Below are 15,674 nucleotides of genomic sequence, written 5' to 3' on the forward strand. Positions count from 1 at the left end.
ACCGGCTATCGGAACCTCGTCAGGGCGCGCCGGTCGACCTTTCCACTCGGTGTGCGCGGAAACTCGTCGTTCATCGGGATATACGCCGATGGGAGCATGTACTCCGGCAGGATGTCGGCCAGCTCCTTCCGCAGGGTCGCCGCAGACGGTGCCGGGTGCGTGCTGGGCCGGTAGTGGGCGACGAGCCGGGTGTCGCCCACGTCTGACGACACGGCGATCACGACGGCGTCGGCGATGCCCTCGAGCGAGCGGATCCTGGCTTCGACCTCCCCGAGTTCGACACGGTAACCGCGGATCTTGACCATGCCGTCCCGGCGGCCGAGGAACTCGATCTGGCCGTTCGGCAGGTACCGCGCCAAGTCACCGGTGCGGTACAGGGTCCCCGCACCATCGTCCAGGGGATGCGGGACGAACTTCTCCGCCGTCAGGTCAGCGCGCCCCCAGTACCCCTGGGACACCGGCGGTCCTGCGACGCACAGCTCGCCGACCACTCCGGCCGGCTGGGGACGCAGCCGCTCGTCGAGGATGTACACCTCGGCGCCGTTGATCGGGTAGCCGATGGTGGGCATGAGGGGCCAGTCGGCCGGGTCGCCGTCCAGGCGCAGCGAGCTCACGCTGTGCGTCTCCGTGGGGCCGTATTGGTTGAAGAGCACGGCACCGTCGAGCCCGCCGAAAAACTCGCGGATGGCCGGAGTCACATGGAGTTGCTCGCCGGCGGTGATGCACTCGCGCAGCGCCGGTGCGGGCAGGTCCATCGCGGTGGCGTAGAAGGCGATGCTCTGCAGCGCCACGAAGGGAAGGAAGATGCGCTTCACGCGCTGCTTCTCGATGACCTCCAGCAGGGCGTCGTAGTCCGTGCGCTGCTCGGCGTCGATGATGACCAGGGTGCCGCCGGTGGACCATGTGCTGAAGAACTCCAGGAACGAGGCGTCGAAGCTCAGCGCCGAGAACTGAAGGGTCCGGTCGCCGGGGCCGGCTGCCGAATCGTGGCATTGCCACCGCACCAGACCGGCGACGGGACGGTGCGGCATGGCCACGCCCTTGGGCCGTCCCGTGGAGCCGGATGTGTACATGAGGTAGGCCAGGTCGTCGGCCCCGGTCTCCGGCAGGCTCGTGTCCGCGGCGCCGGGGCCTGCCTCCTCGGCCCACTGCTCCGGCTGGAGCACGCGCACGGACCGAGGTACCGCGCACCGGTCGTGCAAGGACTGCTGGGTGAGCAGGGTGTGCAGGCCGCTGTCCTCGATCATGTAGGCGAGGCGGTCGGATGGATAGGCCGGGTCTAACGGCACGTACGGGGAGCCAGACTTCAGTACGGCGAGGACCGCGACGGCCATGTCCAGGCTGCGGTCCATCAGGATGCCCACGGGGCGGCCGGTCGCACCGCTGCGGATCAGCTGGTGGGCGAGCCGGTCGGCGGCGGTGCCCAGTTCCTCGTAGGTCAGCTGCCGGTCGTGCCAGACGGCGGCGGGTGCGCCGGGTGTACGCCGGCGTTGGGCTTCGAACGCCACGTGCACCGGCGGCGGGGGGTCGGCAGGGCTCGTTGCCCGAGCCCAGGTCCGGGTCACCAACGCGGTTTCGTCCGCGGTGAGCAGCGGCGTCTTGGCCAGCGGCAGGTCGGGGTCGGCGACCACGGCGGCCAGCAGCGTGCGGAACCGGTCGGCGATCCGCCGGGCGGTGGCCGGGTCGTAGAGGTCCGTGGCGTAGTCGAGGAACCCGCGGAAGGAACCGTCCTCCGCCGAGAGGTCGAAGCACAAGTCGAACTTGGCCGTCCCGGAGTGCGCGTACAGCCGCTCGGCCGTGACGCCCGGCAGTTCCAGGCCGGGCCCTGGTGAGTCGTTGACCTGGACAACAGTCTGGAACAGGGGGAACCTGCCCAGCTGTTCGGCGGTGACGGTCCGTCTGACCAACTCGCCGAAGGAGATGTCGCGGTGCCGGAGCATGCCGAGGGCCTCGGACCGGACCGACCGGACGAGGTCGCGGAACGACGCGTCTGCGGCCACGTCGATGCGCAGCGGCATGAGGTCGCTCAGGCAGCCCATGACGGAGTCGAGGTCCGCGTTCCCGCGACGGGAGACGGGTGTTCCGACGACGATGTCGTCACCAGCGCCGTGGCGGTGCAGCAGAGCGGTGACCCCGGCCGTGAAGACGGTGAACGGCGTGGTGCGGGTGGCGCGGGCGAGCCCGCGCACGGCCACAGCGACGTCTTCGTCGAGGCGGAAGGCGATGCGCGCCCCCTGCGTGCCCAGCTCCGCGGGGCGGGGCCGGTCGGGAGGGATCGTGCAGGTTTCCGGCACGTTCGTCAGGCGTTCGGTCCAGTGACGCAGGTCGTCCTCGTTGAGGGGGGTCACGCGCTGGGCGTCCGCGTGGGCACCGAGCTGCGGGGGCGGCGGGGTCGCGGCGGGACGGGCCGACGTGGTGTCCGGTCGGCTTCGGGCCCGGTAAAGCTGGCTGAACTCCCGGTCTAGGAGGGACAGCGACCAGTCGTCGATGACCAGATGGTGTATCAGGACAGCCAGCACCCAGTCGTCGTCCGAGATGCGCAGCAGCACCGGCCACAGCGGCCCGTCGGCCGGGTCGAGCGGCTCCGCCGCCAGTGCCGCGAGCCGTTCGTCGAGCTCGGCCTCGGGGCAGTCCGCTCGGACCAGGGGACGGCAGGGCCGCTCCTCGACGCGCTGGACCGGGATGCCGTCCTCCATGAGGAACCGGCTGCGCAGGGACTCATGCCGGTGGATGACTTCATCAAGCGCGCCTTCGGCTGCTTCCGGGTCGACATCGCCGCGCAGGCGGTGCGCCCACAGCACCGTGTAGCACGAACGGCTTTCGGAGAGCGCGTCGTTGATCCATATCGCCTCTTGCTCGCGGGTCAGCCGGTGGGCGGCGGCGTGTCCGGTGCGGGTGCCGGTGGGGCCGCTGTCGGCCGGGATGGTCATGATTCGCTCCGTTCGATGGGGCGGACTGGTGCTCGGCGCGCCGGCCGCCGTGCGGGCCGCCGGCGTCGCTGGCGCGAAGCCGTGCTCTCCAGCGCTGCGCGGTCCAGCTTTCCGTTCGGGGTGAGGGGAAGGTCTTCCAGCGCGCACGTGACCGCGGGGACCAGGTAGTCCGGCAGCACGGCCGCCAAGTGCTTGTGTACGTGAAGGGTGTCGTGCCCCTCACCGGGTTTTCCGCCGGCCTGGTGCGCGCCGGCCTCGTCGCACGTGTAGAACAGGGCGATCCCGGTGACACTGCTGTCCGTGCCCCGCAGCGGCACCACTGCCACGGAGCGCACGCCGGCCACGGACGCGGCGGCGGTTTCGATCTCCCCGGCCTCCACGCGGTGACCGCGGATCTTGAGCTGCCGGTCCGTACGCCCCAGGAAGTGCAGCGTGCCCGCCTCGTCGAGGTAGCCGAAGTCACCCGTACGGTAGGCGCGCACGGTTGTTTCGGGCAGTTCGACGGAGATGAAGGCGCGTGCGGTCGCCTCAGGCTCGTCGAGGTACCCGAGGGCCAGCCCCTCCCCCGTCACGTGAATCTCGCCCGCCTGTCCAGGTGGGCAGGAACGTCCGTCGGGGTCGAGGACGGCCACCTCGGTGTGGGGCACCGGGGTCCCCAGCGGGATCCCGTCCGCGCGGTCGCAGTCCTCGGGCCGGACCGCGCGGGATGTGGCGTGCATGCAGCTCTCGGCCGGGCCGTAGCCGTTGACCAGGGTGATGCCGGGGTGACGGGCCAGGAACGCGGCGGCGTGCCCAGGTGACATGCGCTCACCGCCCGCGTAGACCTGACGCAGCCCGGTGAAGCAGTCCGGGTCCTCGTCCACGAAAAGGTGGAACAGCGTCGTGGTCAGCCGCAGTGTGGTGGCGCCCTGCTCGGCGACCATGCGCCGCAACATCTGCGGCAGCAGGTGGTCGCCGTCCGTCAGCACTGACGTGCCTCCGGTCATGAGCTGCCCGAAGAGTTCGTATGCGTACATGTCCCACCACGGTGGTGCCGCCTGGGGCATGACGTTGCCCCGGCCGAATCCGATCGGCACGCCGTCGCGGAAAATGCGTGTGATCGCCCGGTGCGGCAGCACGACGCCCTTCGGCCTGCCGGTCGTGCCGGACGTAAAGATCACCGCGGCGGGGTCCGCCGGCGAGGGGTGCCCCGCGGGCGCCTGACGTGTGCCTTCCGAGGCGGCCCGGTACGGATCGTTGCGCGGTGCCCACACCACGTGCGGGTGGTCGAGGGGGACTGGGCGGTCGGCAACCAAGACGGTCGGGTTGGCCAGCATCCCCAACACCTGCCGCAGCCTGGGGGTCGGCCAGCGGACGTCCAGGCTGGTGTAGGCGGCACCGAGCCGCAGGACGGCCAGCTGCACGGCGACCAGTTCCGGCGAGCGTGGCAACATCAGTGGGACGATGCCGCCCGGGCCTACGCCGTGCTCGGCGAGCTCGGCGGCGTATTGACCCGCCGCCGCGTGCAGTGTCGCGTAGTCAATGCGCGTGTCCCGGTGGACCAGGGCGACGGCGTCCGGGATGGCCCGCGCGTGCCGGGCCACCGCGTGGTGGACCAGCGACGCGTCGAGCGGAGACTCAGCCACGGCTGCCCTCCGATCCGTCGGAGAGCAGGGTGATCAGATCGGCCAGAACGTCGTACTCCAGGACGTCGACCGGCTCGATCGCACGGCCGGTGGCCTTCTCCAAGCGGACGCACAGACTGATGGCCTGCAGGGACGTTCCGCCGAAATCGTAGAAGCTGTCGTCCAGTCCGACGCGGTCGATTCCGAGCACGTCGGCGACGACGGCGGCCACGGTGGCCGCGAAGCCGCCGTCTGGTTCCCTGTAGTCGGCCTCGCACATCTCCTCCCTCCGCTGCCGGGGCGGCCGTGTGCCCGAAGCCGCCCCGGGGCGGACCGGGGCGCTCACGCGCTCACCTGTTCCCGGATCGCGCCGGCCAGGTCCTGCACCGTCCGGTGACGCATGATGAGGCGGACCTGCAGGCGGGTGCCGAGGCGGCCGCTGAGGCTGACCATCACCCGTACCGCGGTGAGGGAGTTGGCGCCGTGGACCGACAGGAAGGCGTCGTCATCGCCGAATTCGGCGTGTCCGAGCACCTGCTCCCAGGTCTCCCGGACCACGGTCTGCAATTCGGCCTGTGTCGCGGGCATGGCGTTCTGCGGATGTGTCATGGGTACGTGTTCTCCTTTTGCGGTTCAGGTCCGGCCGAGCGCAGCCTCGGGAGCGGCGAGCCTGCCGCTGCGCTGATGGAAGAAGCCGACCTGCCCGACGACCAGCAGGACGTTGGCGCCGAACAGGGCGAGCCACAGGGCGGTCAGGCCGCCCAGGGCCGTGAGCGGCACGGCGGCCATGGCCAGCAGGCCGTAGCAGACGGCGAAGGCGATCAGGCTGGGCACCGTGTTTCTGATCGCGATGAGCCCGAAGCCGAACACCGCCTGCAGCGCGTCCGTGACCACCACCAGGAGCATCAGGGGAATCAGGGCCAGCACCTGGTGCCGAGCTGCGGGATCGTGGGTGAAGAGGGACAGTACCGGCCCGCGCAGCACCGCCAGGACACATCCCAGGAGGACCACCGCTCCGAGGGCAGTCTTGGCTCCGGCGCGTACTGCGGCGCGCAGCCCGCGGACGTCTTTGGCCTTCAGGTAGGGAGCCATCAGCGGGATAGTGGCCTGGCCGATGGCGACGGCGGCCGTGAACATGAGGCTGACCAGGGACACGGCGATGCTGTGTGCGGCCGCGCTGACGGTGCCCACCCGCGCGGCGGCGATGGCCAGCACACCGAGGACGGCGAACTTGATGAGTACGGTGGCGGCGAGCGGTACGCCAACGCCGGCCAGTTCGAGCACCGCGCGGGGGTGCGGGCGGCCGAGGGTGAGCGGATGGCCGGCCAGGATGGTGGACCGGCGAAGCCCCCAGTGGGCGACCACCGCGCTGATCAGGCTGGACACCAGCATGGCGACTCCCGCACCGGGCAGCCCCAGCCCGTCGAACGGGCCGACGCCGTTCACCAGCGTCAGGGAGAGCAACACAGCCGCGGCGGTGCCGGTCGTCCCGGCCCGCATCACGAGTTTGGACCGGCCGAGGCCCACCAGGGTGGACGTGGCCGAGTTGCCGACGGCAGCCACCAGAACGCTCGCCGCCAGCAGGAGGGGAAGCGGGCCGAGCGCCGACAGGGTCTCCCCCGGGACGCCGGAGACCAGGCCGATGAGCGGCACTGCGCAGACGGCCCCGGCGCCCAGCAGCCCGGTGACGATGCCGAGCCAGATGCCGTCCCGCACCACGGGCACGAGGGCGTCGGGGTCGTCATCGTGGGCGGCCACGAAGGGCATCACCCCGCGCATGGCGCCGGCGACGGTCGCGGTGGCCGGGGTGTAGACGGCCACCGTGAGGGCGAACGCGGCCAGGGAGGCGGTGGCGTGCCGGCCGAGCATGGCGGTGTCCACCAGGCCGGCTGCGGAGGAGGCGACCATGGTCAGGTAGAGCGGCAGCGCTGCTGTGATGGTGCGTCTGACCAGCACGCGGTCACCGGTACCGGGGGCCGGGGCGGTCTGCCGGGTCAGGCCCATGACGCTCCCTGCCGCGCGGCCTGATGCTGTGCCGCACCCCGCGTCACCGCGCGCACGTCCCGCGTCCACCGCGCGCCGAATTCCTCGGGCTGGTCGAAAAGATAGAAATGGCCACCCGGCCAGCAGCGGAATCCGGTGTGCACCGAGGAATACCCGGCCCAGGGGGATACCAGATCACGCCCCGCCAGCGGGTCCCGCTCCCCGAAATAAACGGCGAGCGGAACCTCGAGAACGCCCGAGGGGTTCGCCGTGTAATTCAACAGGAAGTCCAGGTCTACCCGGAGAACGTGGGTCAGGTACTCCATGAGTTCGGGTTCGTCGAATGCTTCGGGCGGGGTGCCCCCGAGGTCGCGCAGGAAGCCGGCGAGCTTCTCCCGCGTCCGCAGGTCACCGAACCCTTCGCGCACGCCCCGCAGGTGCGGAGCCGGGCTCGACGAGACGCCCAGCAGGACGGGCGGCATGCCAAGCCTCTCCAGTTCCCGCGCGAGCTCGTACGCGACCAGGGCACCCATGCTGTGCCCGAACAGCGCATAGGGTCCGTTGAGTTGTTCGGTCAGGGCCGGCAGCAGGAGCGAAACCATGTCCGCCATGGTGGCGGGGACGGGGGCGGCGGCCACCGCACCCCGGCCGGGCAGTTCGAGCGCGAGCAGCCGCCAGTCGTCCGGGAGGAACTCGCGCAACGGCATGAAGCTGACGGCGGAGCCGCCGGCGTGATGCACGAGAACGAGTGTGAATTCCCCTTCCCAGGTCGCATCGCGGTATGCCCCCGGACGGCCATTTCTCAGATTTCTCAGAAAAGCCGTGGGGGGCTTTGTCCTGGCGCCAGATGGCCGGTAATGTGATCTACCGTCAAAGCGCGTTTTATGCATCACTTTCCCTTGAGCAGGAGACTGCCGTGAGTCGACTTGCATTTGTATTTCCGGGCCAGGGTTCTCAGGTTCCCGGAATGGGATCCGAACTTCTGGAGCAGCATCCCGAGCTGGCGCGTCCGTACTTCGACACCGCGAACGAGGTACTCGACATACCGCTGAGCCGGCTGTGCTTCGAAGGCAGCGCCGAGGAACTGCGCGACACGTCCGTGACCCAGCCGGCCGTCTACGTCGTCAGCCTGGTGGCTGCGGCCGTTCTGCGGGAGAAGGGGGTCAGGCCGTCGGTGGTGGCCGGGCACAGCCTCGGCGAGTACACGGCGCTGGTGTGCGCCGGCGCGCTCGACTGGGTCGACGGCCTCAAGCTGGTCCGCCGGCGCGGCCTGCTCATGGCGGAGGTGAACCGGCGTACTCCCGGGCGGATGGCGGCCGTTGTCGGACTGCCCGCTGGGCGGATCCGTGGGCTGTGCGAGGAGGTTTCCGACGCACGGCAACGGGTCGTCGAGGTGGCCAACTACAACTCCGCCCAGCAGACGGTCGTGTCCGGCGACGCCGACGGCGTGGCCGAGGTCTCGCGGCGGGCGCTCGAGGAAGGCGCGAGCCACGCGAAGGAGCTCAGCGTCGGAGCCCCCTTCCACTGCTCCTTGATGGCGGATGTCGCCGCGGAGTTCGGCGAGCACTTGGCGGCCACCGCCTTCAGCACTCCTCACGTCCCCGTGGTGGCCAACGTGACGGCTTCCTACGTGCATTCGGGACAGGAGGCCCGTGCCTTGCTCGCCGAGCAGCTCGCCGCCCCGGTGCGCTGGCACGAAACGCTGACCATGTTCGGCCACGAGGAGGTGTCGGCGTTCGTCGAGGCCGGACCGGGGCGGGTGCTGAGCAACCTGAGCCGCTCCGTGCATCCGGCCATCCCCGCGATGCCTGCGGGAACCGGCCGCCAGATCGACCGGGCGGTGGAGAAGCTGGGCGGCATCCTGGTGTGACGGGCGCCCGGTGGGCGCCCCGGTGCGGGGCGCCCACCACGGGCGGCGCGTGGCCCGGTGCGCGGTGCCGACGGGGTGCGCGGGGGCGGTCATGCGCCCGCTCGTCGCGGGTCGAGCGAGTCGGCAGTTGACTCCGGTTCGAAGACGAGGCCGTACAGGGCCTGCCGGTACAGGGCGAGCAGCCGGTCGCCGCCGGTCGCCGCGTCATGGCGCAGCAGGGCTCGGAAGGAACTCTGGCTGTCGACGACCGTCAGGTGCAGCCGCCGGCCGGGAGTCAGCGGATCGGGCCCGACGTCGCGCAGCGTCCCGGTCCCGAACCGCAGTGGCTCGTCGTCCCTGGCGTAGTTAAACACCACGTCCAGGTCGTCGAAGGCCGCGAGATCGGAGTGCTCCGCGGCCAGGTCCGCGTACGGCACCGCGCTTACGGACAGCACCTGGTCGACGGTCTGCCGTGCGTCTTCCAGGAGCCGGCCGAGCGGCCGGTCGCCCGGCACCAGCAGGGGCATCGGCACGATGTTGGCGAACGCGCCCACCGATCCGTCGAGCCTCCGCTGGAAGCGTCCGTCGAGCGGTATCGCCGGACACACCGCGTCCGTTGCGCCCATCCGGCCCAGTGCCACCGCAAGAGCGGTCAGATGCAGGGTGAACGGGGTGGTCCGCTGCTGCGCGCAGCGCGCTCGGAGCGCTGTCTGGAGGATCGCGTCCGGTGCCCAGGACCGGCGGCCGGGTTCCCGGGCCGGGTGCGCAGCCCGTCGGGGGGCGGTGGAGAGCGGGGCGAGCAGACGCCGCCACAGTCCGACGGCCTCGGTTCGCCGGTTGCTGCCCGGCAGGGTGTTGCGCCATGCCAGGTAGCGCAGGAACCCGTCGTCCGTCTCGCGCGGTGCGGCCGTCCGCGTGTAGGCCTCGTCCAGCGTGCGGCACAGATTGTCCAGTCCTCGGCCGTCGAGCGCCAGCAGGTGCACGGTGACGGCGAGCAAGCCGGAGCCGTCGGGCCCGTCGACGGTGGCCACGCGCACGAGCGGACCGGTGTGCGGGTCGATCGGCTCGGCCTGGCCGCGCTCGTACAGCCAGTCCACCAGCCGCTCGGAGGGAACGTTCTCCGGCAGGCGGCGCCGCACCACGGCGTCGGCGACGACCGCGCCTGTGTCTGTCGGCTCGGCACGGTGTGATTCCGCGACGCGCAGGCGCAGGGCCGGCTGCCGCTCCAGCAGCAGGGCGACGGCGTCCCGTAACCGCTCCGGGTCCAACTGCAGGCCGGTGTCGTACACGGCGGTCTTCTGCCGGTCCGGTCCCGGACGGTCGGCCAGGACGGCTAGGCCCGGTGGCAGGACGACCGTCGTGGTGGCCGGAGGCAGTTCCTCGTCGGGATGCGCGGCGCCGAGCCTTCGGCGCCCCGCTACCAGGCCAGCGACGTCCCGGGCGGTGCCGCACTCGTAGAAGTCAGCGATGGACAGGCGCACTTCGAGCTCTTCACGCACCATGTGGACCAGCCGGGTGGCTAGCAGCGAATGCCCTCCGGCCTGGAAGAAGTCGTCGTCGGCTCCGAGGCCGGGCTGGTCGAGCACCTGTCGGAACGCCTCCAGAACACGCCCCAGTACGTCGTGACCGTGCTCGTGCTCGTGAGGCAGTGCTTGCTCCAGCCTCGGATCCCGCGTGCCGGCCTGGGGAGCGGCCGTGCCGGGGGGCGGGAGGAGGGCGTGGTCCACCTTTCCATTGGCGTTGACCGGCAGCCGGTCCACCACGGTGAAGGTGGAGGGCACCAGCGCCGGAGGCAAGACCCCGGCCAGGCGCCCGCGCGTACGCGGACCGATCGCGTCGGCCCCGGGGACCGGGACCAGGTAGGCGTCGATGCGCCGGTCGCCCTCGGTGCCGCGCACGACCAGCGCCACGTCCGCGATATCGGCATCCTCGCGGATCACCACCTCGATCTCTCCCGGTTCCACCCGGTGTCCGCGGATCTTGACCTGCTGGTCGCGGCGGCCGAGGAACTCCACGTCGCCCAAGGGCAGCAGGCGCGCCCGGTCCCCGCTGCGGTACTGCCTCTGCCCGTCGGCGGCCACGGTGAACCGCGCCTCGGTCAGCACCGGTTCGTCCAGGTAGCCGGTGGCCACGCACGGTCCGCCGATGACCAGTTCGCCAACGGATCCCCATGGCATGGCCCGCAGTCCGTCGGAGCTCTCCAGCCCGAGCGTGACGTTCTGGATCGGACGGCCTATCGGCGCGTACCGCGGCCAGTCAGCCGGCGGGCCCGAGAAGGTGTAGGAGGTGACGACGTGAGTCTCCGCGGGACCGTAGTTGTTGATCAGTCGGCAGCCGTCCAGCTTCTCGAAGAACGCCAGGATCGACGCGCTGAGCCGGAGTTGCTCACCCGTGGTGGCGATCTCCCGCAAGGAGGCGAAGCGAGCGGGGTCCTGCTCGAAGCGGGTGGCCAGGGCGTGCGCCAGCGACACCGGCAGGATCGCCTTCTGCACCTGGTGACGATGGACGAACTCGGCGAGCGCGTCGTGGTCGTGCCGGGTCTCCTCGTCGGCCACGTGGATCGATCCGCCGGAGCACAGGGCGGCGAAAGTCTCGTGGAAGGCCGCGTCGAAGCCGAAGGAGGCGAACTGCAGCCAGCGCCTGGCCTTGGTGTAACCGTCGGTCTCCCAGTGGATCAGGTTGGCCAGCGCACCGTGGGGGAAGTGGATGCCCTTGGGCCGCCCGGTAGTGCCGCTGGTGTAGGTGAGGTAGGAGCCGACCGCCGGGGCGACCCGGTCGCCGGGAGCGGAACCGTCCAGCGCAGGTATCCCGGACACTTCCGGGAGGGCGATCCGTAGCACGCCCTCGGGGAGGAAGTCTGCCTCCTCCGCCGCGTCACACAGCACCAGGCGGGTACCGCAGTGCTCGGCGATGGCGGCGAGCCGAGCGCGTGGGTGGCTCTGGTCCAAGGGCACCGGGGTGGCACCGGCGCGCAGCACACCCAGCAGGGCGACAATCATCCGGGCGTCGCGCGGCAGGGCGATGCCGACCGGGTCTCCGATGCCGGTCCCGTGCGAGGTCACGAGGCCGGCGACGCCCGCGGACAGACGTGCCAGCTCGTGGTAGGTGAGCGTCTGCTGTCCGTCGCTCACCGCCTCCCTCTCCGGGTGGCGTGCGGCGTGCTCCAGGAAGACCGCGTGCACGGGCAGGTCCGGTACCCGCACCCGGGGGCCGGTCAGCGCCGCCGCCGTGCGCCGGGCCTGGGCCGGGCGCTCGGCGGGGACGCCGTCGACGGCGGCGTCGGGGGTGCGGGTGAGGGTTTCCAGCAGGAAGGCGAACGATTCCCGCCACGCGTGGACCGTCTGCCGGGTGAAGCGGTCGGTGTCGTAGATGAAGCGGCCACCGATGGTGCCGTTCTCGGTCCACCAGTCCAGGGACAGTTCGTAAGGGCTGGTGGAGCGATCGAAGGGCAGCGGCCTGACGTCGACTCCCGTCGGCGGGGGCGCGGTCATGCTTCCCGGATGCAGCAGGTTGAACAGCGCCTGGAAGACCGGGGAAGCCTCACCGCGTCCCTCCGGGCCGCGGACGGCGTCCCGCGCCATGACCTCGTACGGCAGTTCCTGGTGATCCATGGCGCCGGTCACGCGCCGGGCCGTCTCCCGCAGCAGGGAACGGAACGACTGACCGGCCGAGATCGTGCTCCGGATCGGAAGCGTGTTGACGAAGTTGCCGATGAGGTCGCGGGTCTCAGGACGGTGGCGGCCCGACACCGGACAGCCGACCACGAGGTCTTTCTGGTCGGAGAGCGAGGCCAGCAGTACGGAGAACGCGGTGAGGACCACCACGAACGGTGTCGTCGACTCCTCGGAGGCGAGGGTGTGCACGGACTGCGCTGTCTGCGGCGGCAGGGTGAAGCTGAGCTTGTCGCCCCGGTAGCTGCGCCGGGCACCGCGCGGACGGTCACCGGAGAGTTCCAGGCCCGCGGGCAGGTCGGCCAGCTCCCGGCGCCAGAAGGCGCGCTGCCGGTCCGCCTCCGCGGTGGTGAGCCAGTCGGCCTCGGCCCTCGCGTGCTGGGCAGCGAGGCTCGCGATGGCCGGCAGGTCGGGTGCGCCGTCACCGGTACGGCCCTGGTAGAGGGCATACAGGTCGCGCAGGAGGATCCCGATGGACGTGGCGTCGGCGACGAGGTGGTGCAGAGCGAGGGCCAGGACGGTCCGGTCGGGCCCCATGCGGAACAGCCGGACGGCGCACAAAGGAGCGCGGTCGGTGGGGATGGTGGTGTCCAGCAACGAGGCGATCGCCTTACGCAGGGCATCGTCGTCGGCCACGTCCTCCTCCCGGACGTCCACCTGTGCCTGCTCCTCGACCACCTGGAGGGGGGTACCGCCGGTGGTGCGGAACACCGTGCGCAGGGTCTCGTGGCGGGCGACGAGATCGGCCAGTGCCCCCCGCAGCGCGCCGCGATCCACGGGGCCACGCAGGTCGGCGAGCACGGGGACGTTGTACGCCTCGGCGGCTCCCTCGAACTCGCTGAGGAAGAGGAACGCCTCCTGGATGGAGGTGGCCGGTGCCGGTCCGGCGCCCTCGACCGGGACCGCGGGCGCCGGACCGACGGACGCGCCGGCACCGGTCACTGGCGGCTCCGTCATGGCGGCCAGTCGGGCCAGCCCTGCGGGGGTCGGTTCCTGCATGAAGGAGCCGAGCGGGATCCTCCTCCCCCAGTGCTGCCGCGCCTGGGCCACGATCCGGGTGGCGAGCAGCGAGTCACCGCCGAGGGAGAACAGATCGTCCGCCGGGTCGATGTCGCTCCGTCCGGTCGCCTGGGCGAACATCTGCCGAGCCGTCTGTTCGAGGACATCGGCGCTCTGTCCGTCGGGGCCAGCTGGACGCTCGGCGGCGGGGACCTCGGCCCCCGGCGCAGGCCGAGCCTCCAGCCAATGGCGCCCGCGCTGGAACGGATAGTGGGGCACCTGCGTGAAGCGGCGGGGGCCGTCGGCCGGCGCGAGCCGTTCCGAGCCCTCGACCAACCCCGCCACCCAGGCCTGTCCCAGTGCGGCCATCAGGGCTTCGATCCCCGGCCGGACGTCCTTGGCGACCGTGAGCGCGACCGCGTCGGGGAACACCGATGGCATCGGCGGCGCCAGCTCGGCGACCGGTACGGGGTTCAGGAGCGCCGGAACCCTCGGTGGGAGCGTGCGCTGCCCGCGAGAAGCGGGGGCGACGCCGAACGCCACGGTCGCGTCGGGCGTCCTGCCCGCCGGGCACAGTTCGGCTCCGTCGGCGTCGTACCAGGGGATCGTCGCGGGACGCAGCGCCACTCCGGTCAGCGCCCCGGCAGGGTCGACTCCCCGGGCCAGGGCCGCCACGATCCTGGGCGCGTCCGCGTCTGCCACCACGCCGCTGATCACGGCGGCCGCCGGCCGGTTTCCGGTGGTGGCAACGACGGCGCCAGGGCGTACGCCGTGCTCGGCCCACAGTGCGGCGCAGGCGAGTGCCGTCACCGTGGCCGCGGCCCTGGGAGCCGTCCGCCGCAGGTGGGCCAACGGATCGACGTCCGACGTCGGCGCGAGTACGCAGTGTGCGGTCAGCCGCCGCACCTGCTCGGAGAACGCCGGTCGGCTCTCCAGCAACGACGACACGGCCTCGTGCGGCAGGACCTCGTCGGTGAGGGAGAACGCCGGTGCCCGTCCGGCCAGTGCCGGGTCCGGGAGCCGGGCGTCCAGCAACAGCGGCTCACCGTCCCCGCGCCAGAGCAGACCGCGGCGCAGGGGATGCACGGTACGGCGAGCGGTCAGGGTGAAGGCGACGTCACTGGCGTCGTCCGGCGTGCTCGCGGCGACCCGGGACCGTACCGCCTCCTCCAAGGCGTCCAGCGCGGCGGTGGACCGGGCGGAGAAGAGCAGCAGTTGCCGGGGCTCGGCGCCTTGCTGCCCGCCCCCGGGCCGGTTGGTGGTGTCCGGGGCCTCCTCGACCAGCAGATGAACGTTGGTGCCGCCCACGCCGAGCGAGCTGACGCCGGCGAGCAGGGGCCGCGGCCCGGTCCACGGCCGCAACCCCGTGTTGACCCGGAAGGGCGAGGCGTCGAAGTCGATGTGCCGGTTGAGCTGCTCGCAGCCCAGCGTGGCGGGTAGCTGCCGATGACACAGCGAGAGCACCACCTTGATCAGGCCGGCGATGCCGGACGCCGAGTCGAGGTGGCCGATGTTGGACTTGACCGAGCCGATGGCGCAGTGGCCCACGCCGTCCGTGGTCCGCCGGAACGCCTCGGTGAGCGCGCCGACCTCGATAGGGTCACCTAGCGGCGTGCCGGTGGCGTGCGCCTCGACGTAGGAGATCCGGTCCGCGGTGACCCCCGCCAGTTCGTGCACCTCGGCGATGAGTTCGGCCTGCCCCTGCACGCTGGGCGCCGTGTATCCGCTCTTGCGGGCGCCGTCGTTGTTGAGCCCGCCGCCGCGGATGACCGCGAGGACGCGGTCGCCGTCCGCCAGCGCCTCGTCGAGCCGGCGCATGACCACCATGCCGACGCCGCTGGAGAACACCGTCCCGCTTGCATCCGCCGAGAAGGGACGGCAGCGGCCGTCGGGCGAGGAGATACCGCCCTCGACGGGCGCGTAGCCGACGTCCGTCGGATTGATCGCGGCACCGCCAACGAGTACCGCGTCCGCCTCGTAGTCCATAAGCGCCCGGCACGCATGGTGCACCGCGGCGAGGCTGGAGGAGCACGCGCAGTCCACGGCAAGGCTGGGCCCGGTGAGTCCGAGGCGATAGGAGAGCTGGGTGGCCGTGTACCCGCGGTCGTTACCCATCAGGACCCGGTGGAAGCCGAGCGGCGCGATGGCCTCGGGGTGCGGCAGCACGTTGTGCAGGAGGTAGTCGGAGATGTTGACGCCGAGGTAGACGCCGATGCGGCCCGGGAACGACGCTGGGACGAGCCCGGCGTCCTCCAGCGTGTGCACGGCGGTCTCCAGCAGGAACCGCTGCTGGGGGTCGGTGACGGCGGCCTCTGCCGGGGACATCCCGAAGTAGTCGGCGTCGAACAGCGATGGATCGGCGAAGGTCTTGCGCACGGCGACGTAGGAGGGGTCGGACAGCGCCCAGGCGCGGCCCGCCCGGCGCAGGTCCTCCTCCGGCACCTCCTCGCGGGGGTCGACGCCTTCGCGCAGGAGTTCCCAGAACTCCTCGGCCGACTCGGCGCCCGGGAAGCGGCATTCCAGGCCGGTGATGGCGATGGCCGGCACGTCGTCGGACAGCTCGGCGGCTTCGGTCATTTCACGGTCTCCATCTGATCAGCAGGTGGGGGTCAGGGCGGGGCGGCCCGGGGCGAGTCGG

General features: G+C 71.5%; 8 protein-coding genes. 1 reads left to right on the plus strand and 7 read right to left on the minus strand.

Annotated features, from left to right (window positions below; translation table 11 throughout):
- Window positions 1-5 precede the first annotated feature (5 nt).
- From AS594_RS37770 to AS594_RS37795, 6 genes are read right to left on the minus strand one after another with little or no spacing between them, the layout of a single operon-like run.
- Window positions 6-2,930, minus strand: coding sequence for a non-ribosomal peptide synthetase (locus tag AS594_RS37770; RefSeq protein WP_069936094.1), 2,925 nt, complete (start codon window positions 2,928-2,930; stop codon window positions 6-8).
- Window positions 2,927-4,555, minus strand: a complete 1,629-nt coding sequence (locus AS594_RS37775; protein WP_069931142.1) for an amino acid adenylation domain-containing protein — start codon at window positions 4,553-4,555, stop codon at window positions 2,927-2,929. Before AS594_RS37775 ends, AS594_RS37770 begins: the two co-directional genes overlap by 4 nt.
- A complete protein-coding gene (locus tag AS594_RS37780) occupies window positions 4,548-4,880 on the minus strand; it encodes an acyl carrier protein (RefSeq protein ID WP_141746936.1) in 333 nt (110 codons plus the stop codon). Before AS594_RS37780 ends, AS594_RS37775 begins: the two co-directional genes overlap by 8 nt.
- Complete coding sequence (locus tag AS594_RS37785; protein ID WP_069931144.1) at window positions 4,877-5,143, minus strand: acyl carrier protein; 267 nt, start codon at window positions 5,141-5,143, stop codon at window positions 4,877-4,879. Before AS594_RS37785 ends, AS594_RS37780 begins: the two co-directional genes overlap by 4 nt.
- Before the next feature lie 24 nt (window positions 5,144-5,167).
- The gene (locus tag AS594_RS37790; RefSeq protein ID WP_079148534.1) at window positions 5,168-6,538 is read right to left on the minus strand and encodes an MATE family efflux transporter; all 1,371 of its coding nucleotides are present in this window, start codon (window positions 6,536-6,538) and stop codon (window positions 5,168-5,170) included.
- Window positions 6,529-7,257, minus strand: a complete 729-nt coding sequence (locus tag AS594_RS37795) for a thioesterase II family protein (protein WP_069931145.1) — start codon at window positions 7,255-7,257, stop codon at window positions 6,529-6,531. Before AS594_RS37795 ends, AS594_RS37790 begins: the two co-directional genes overlap by 10 nt.
- A gap of 176 nt (window positions 7,258-7,433) precedes the next feature.
- Between AS594_RS37795 and fabD the strand changes: the two genes are divergently transcribed.
- Window positions 7,434-8,387, plus strand: coding sequence for an ACP S-malonyltransferase (gene fabD / locus AS594_RS37800; protein ID WP_069934062.1), 954 nt, complete (start codon window positions 7,434-7,436; stop codon window positions 8,385-8,387).
- Window positions 8,388-8,476: 89 nt separating this feature from the next.
- Here fabD and AS594_RS37805 read toward each other — a convergent pair whose 3' ends face one another.
- A complete protein-coding gene (locus AS594_RS37805) occupies window positions 8,477-15,613 on the minus strand; it encodes a hybrid non-ribosomal peptide synthetase/type I polyketide synthase (RefSeq protein ID WP_069931146.1) in 7,137 nt (2,378 codons plus the stop codon).
- Window positions 15,614-15,674: the final 61 nt, after the last annotated feature.

Origin of the sequence: Streptomyces agglomeratus (assembly GCF_001746415.1) — a bacterium.
Lineage (GTDB): Bacteria > Actinomycetota > Actinomycetes > Streptomycetales > Streptomycetaceae > Streptomyces > Streptomyces agglomeratus.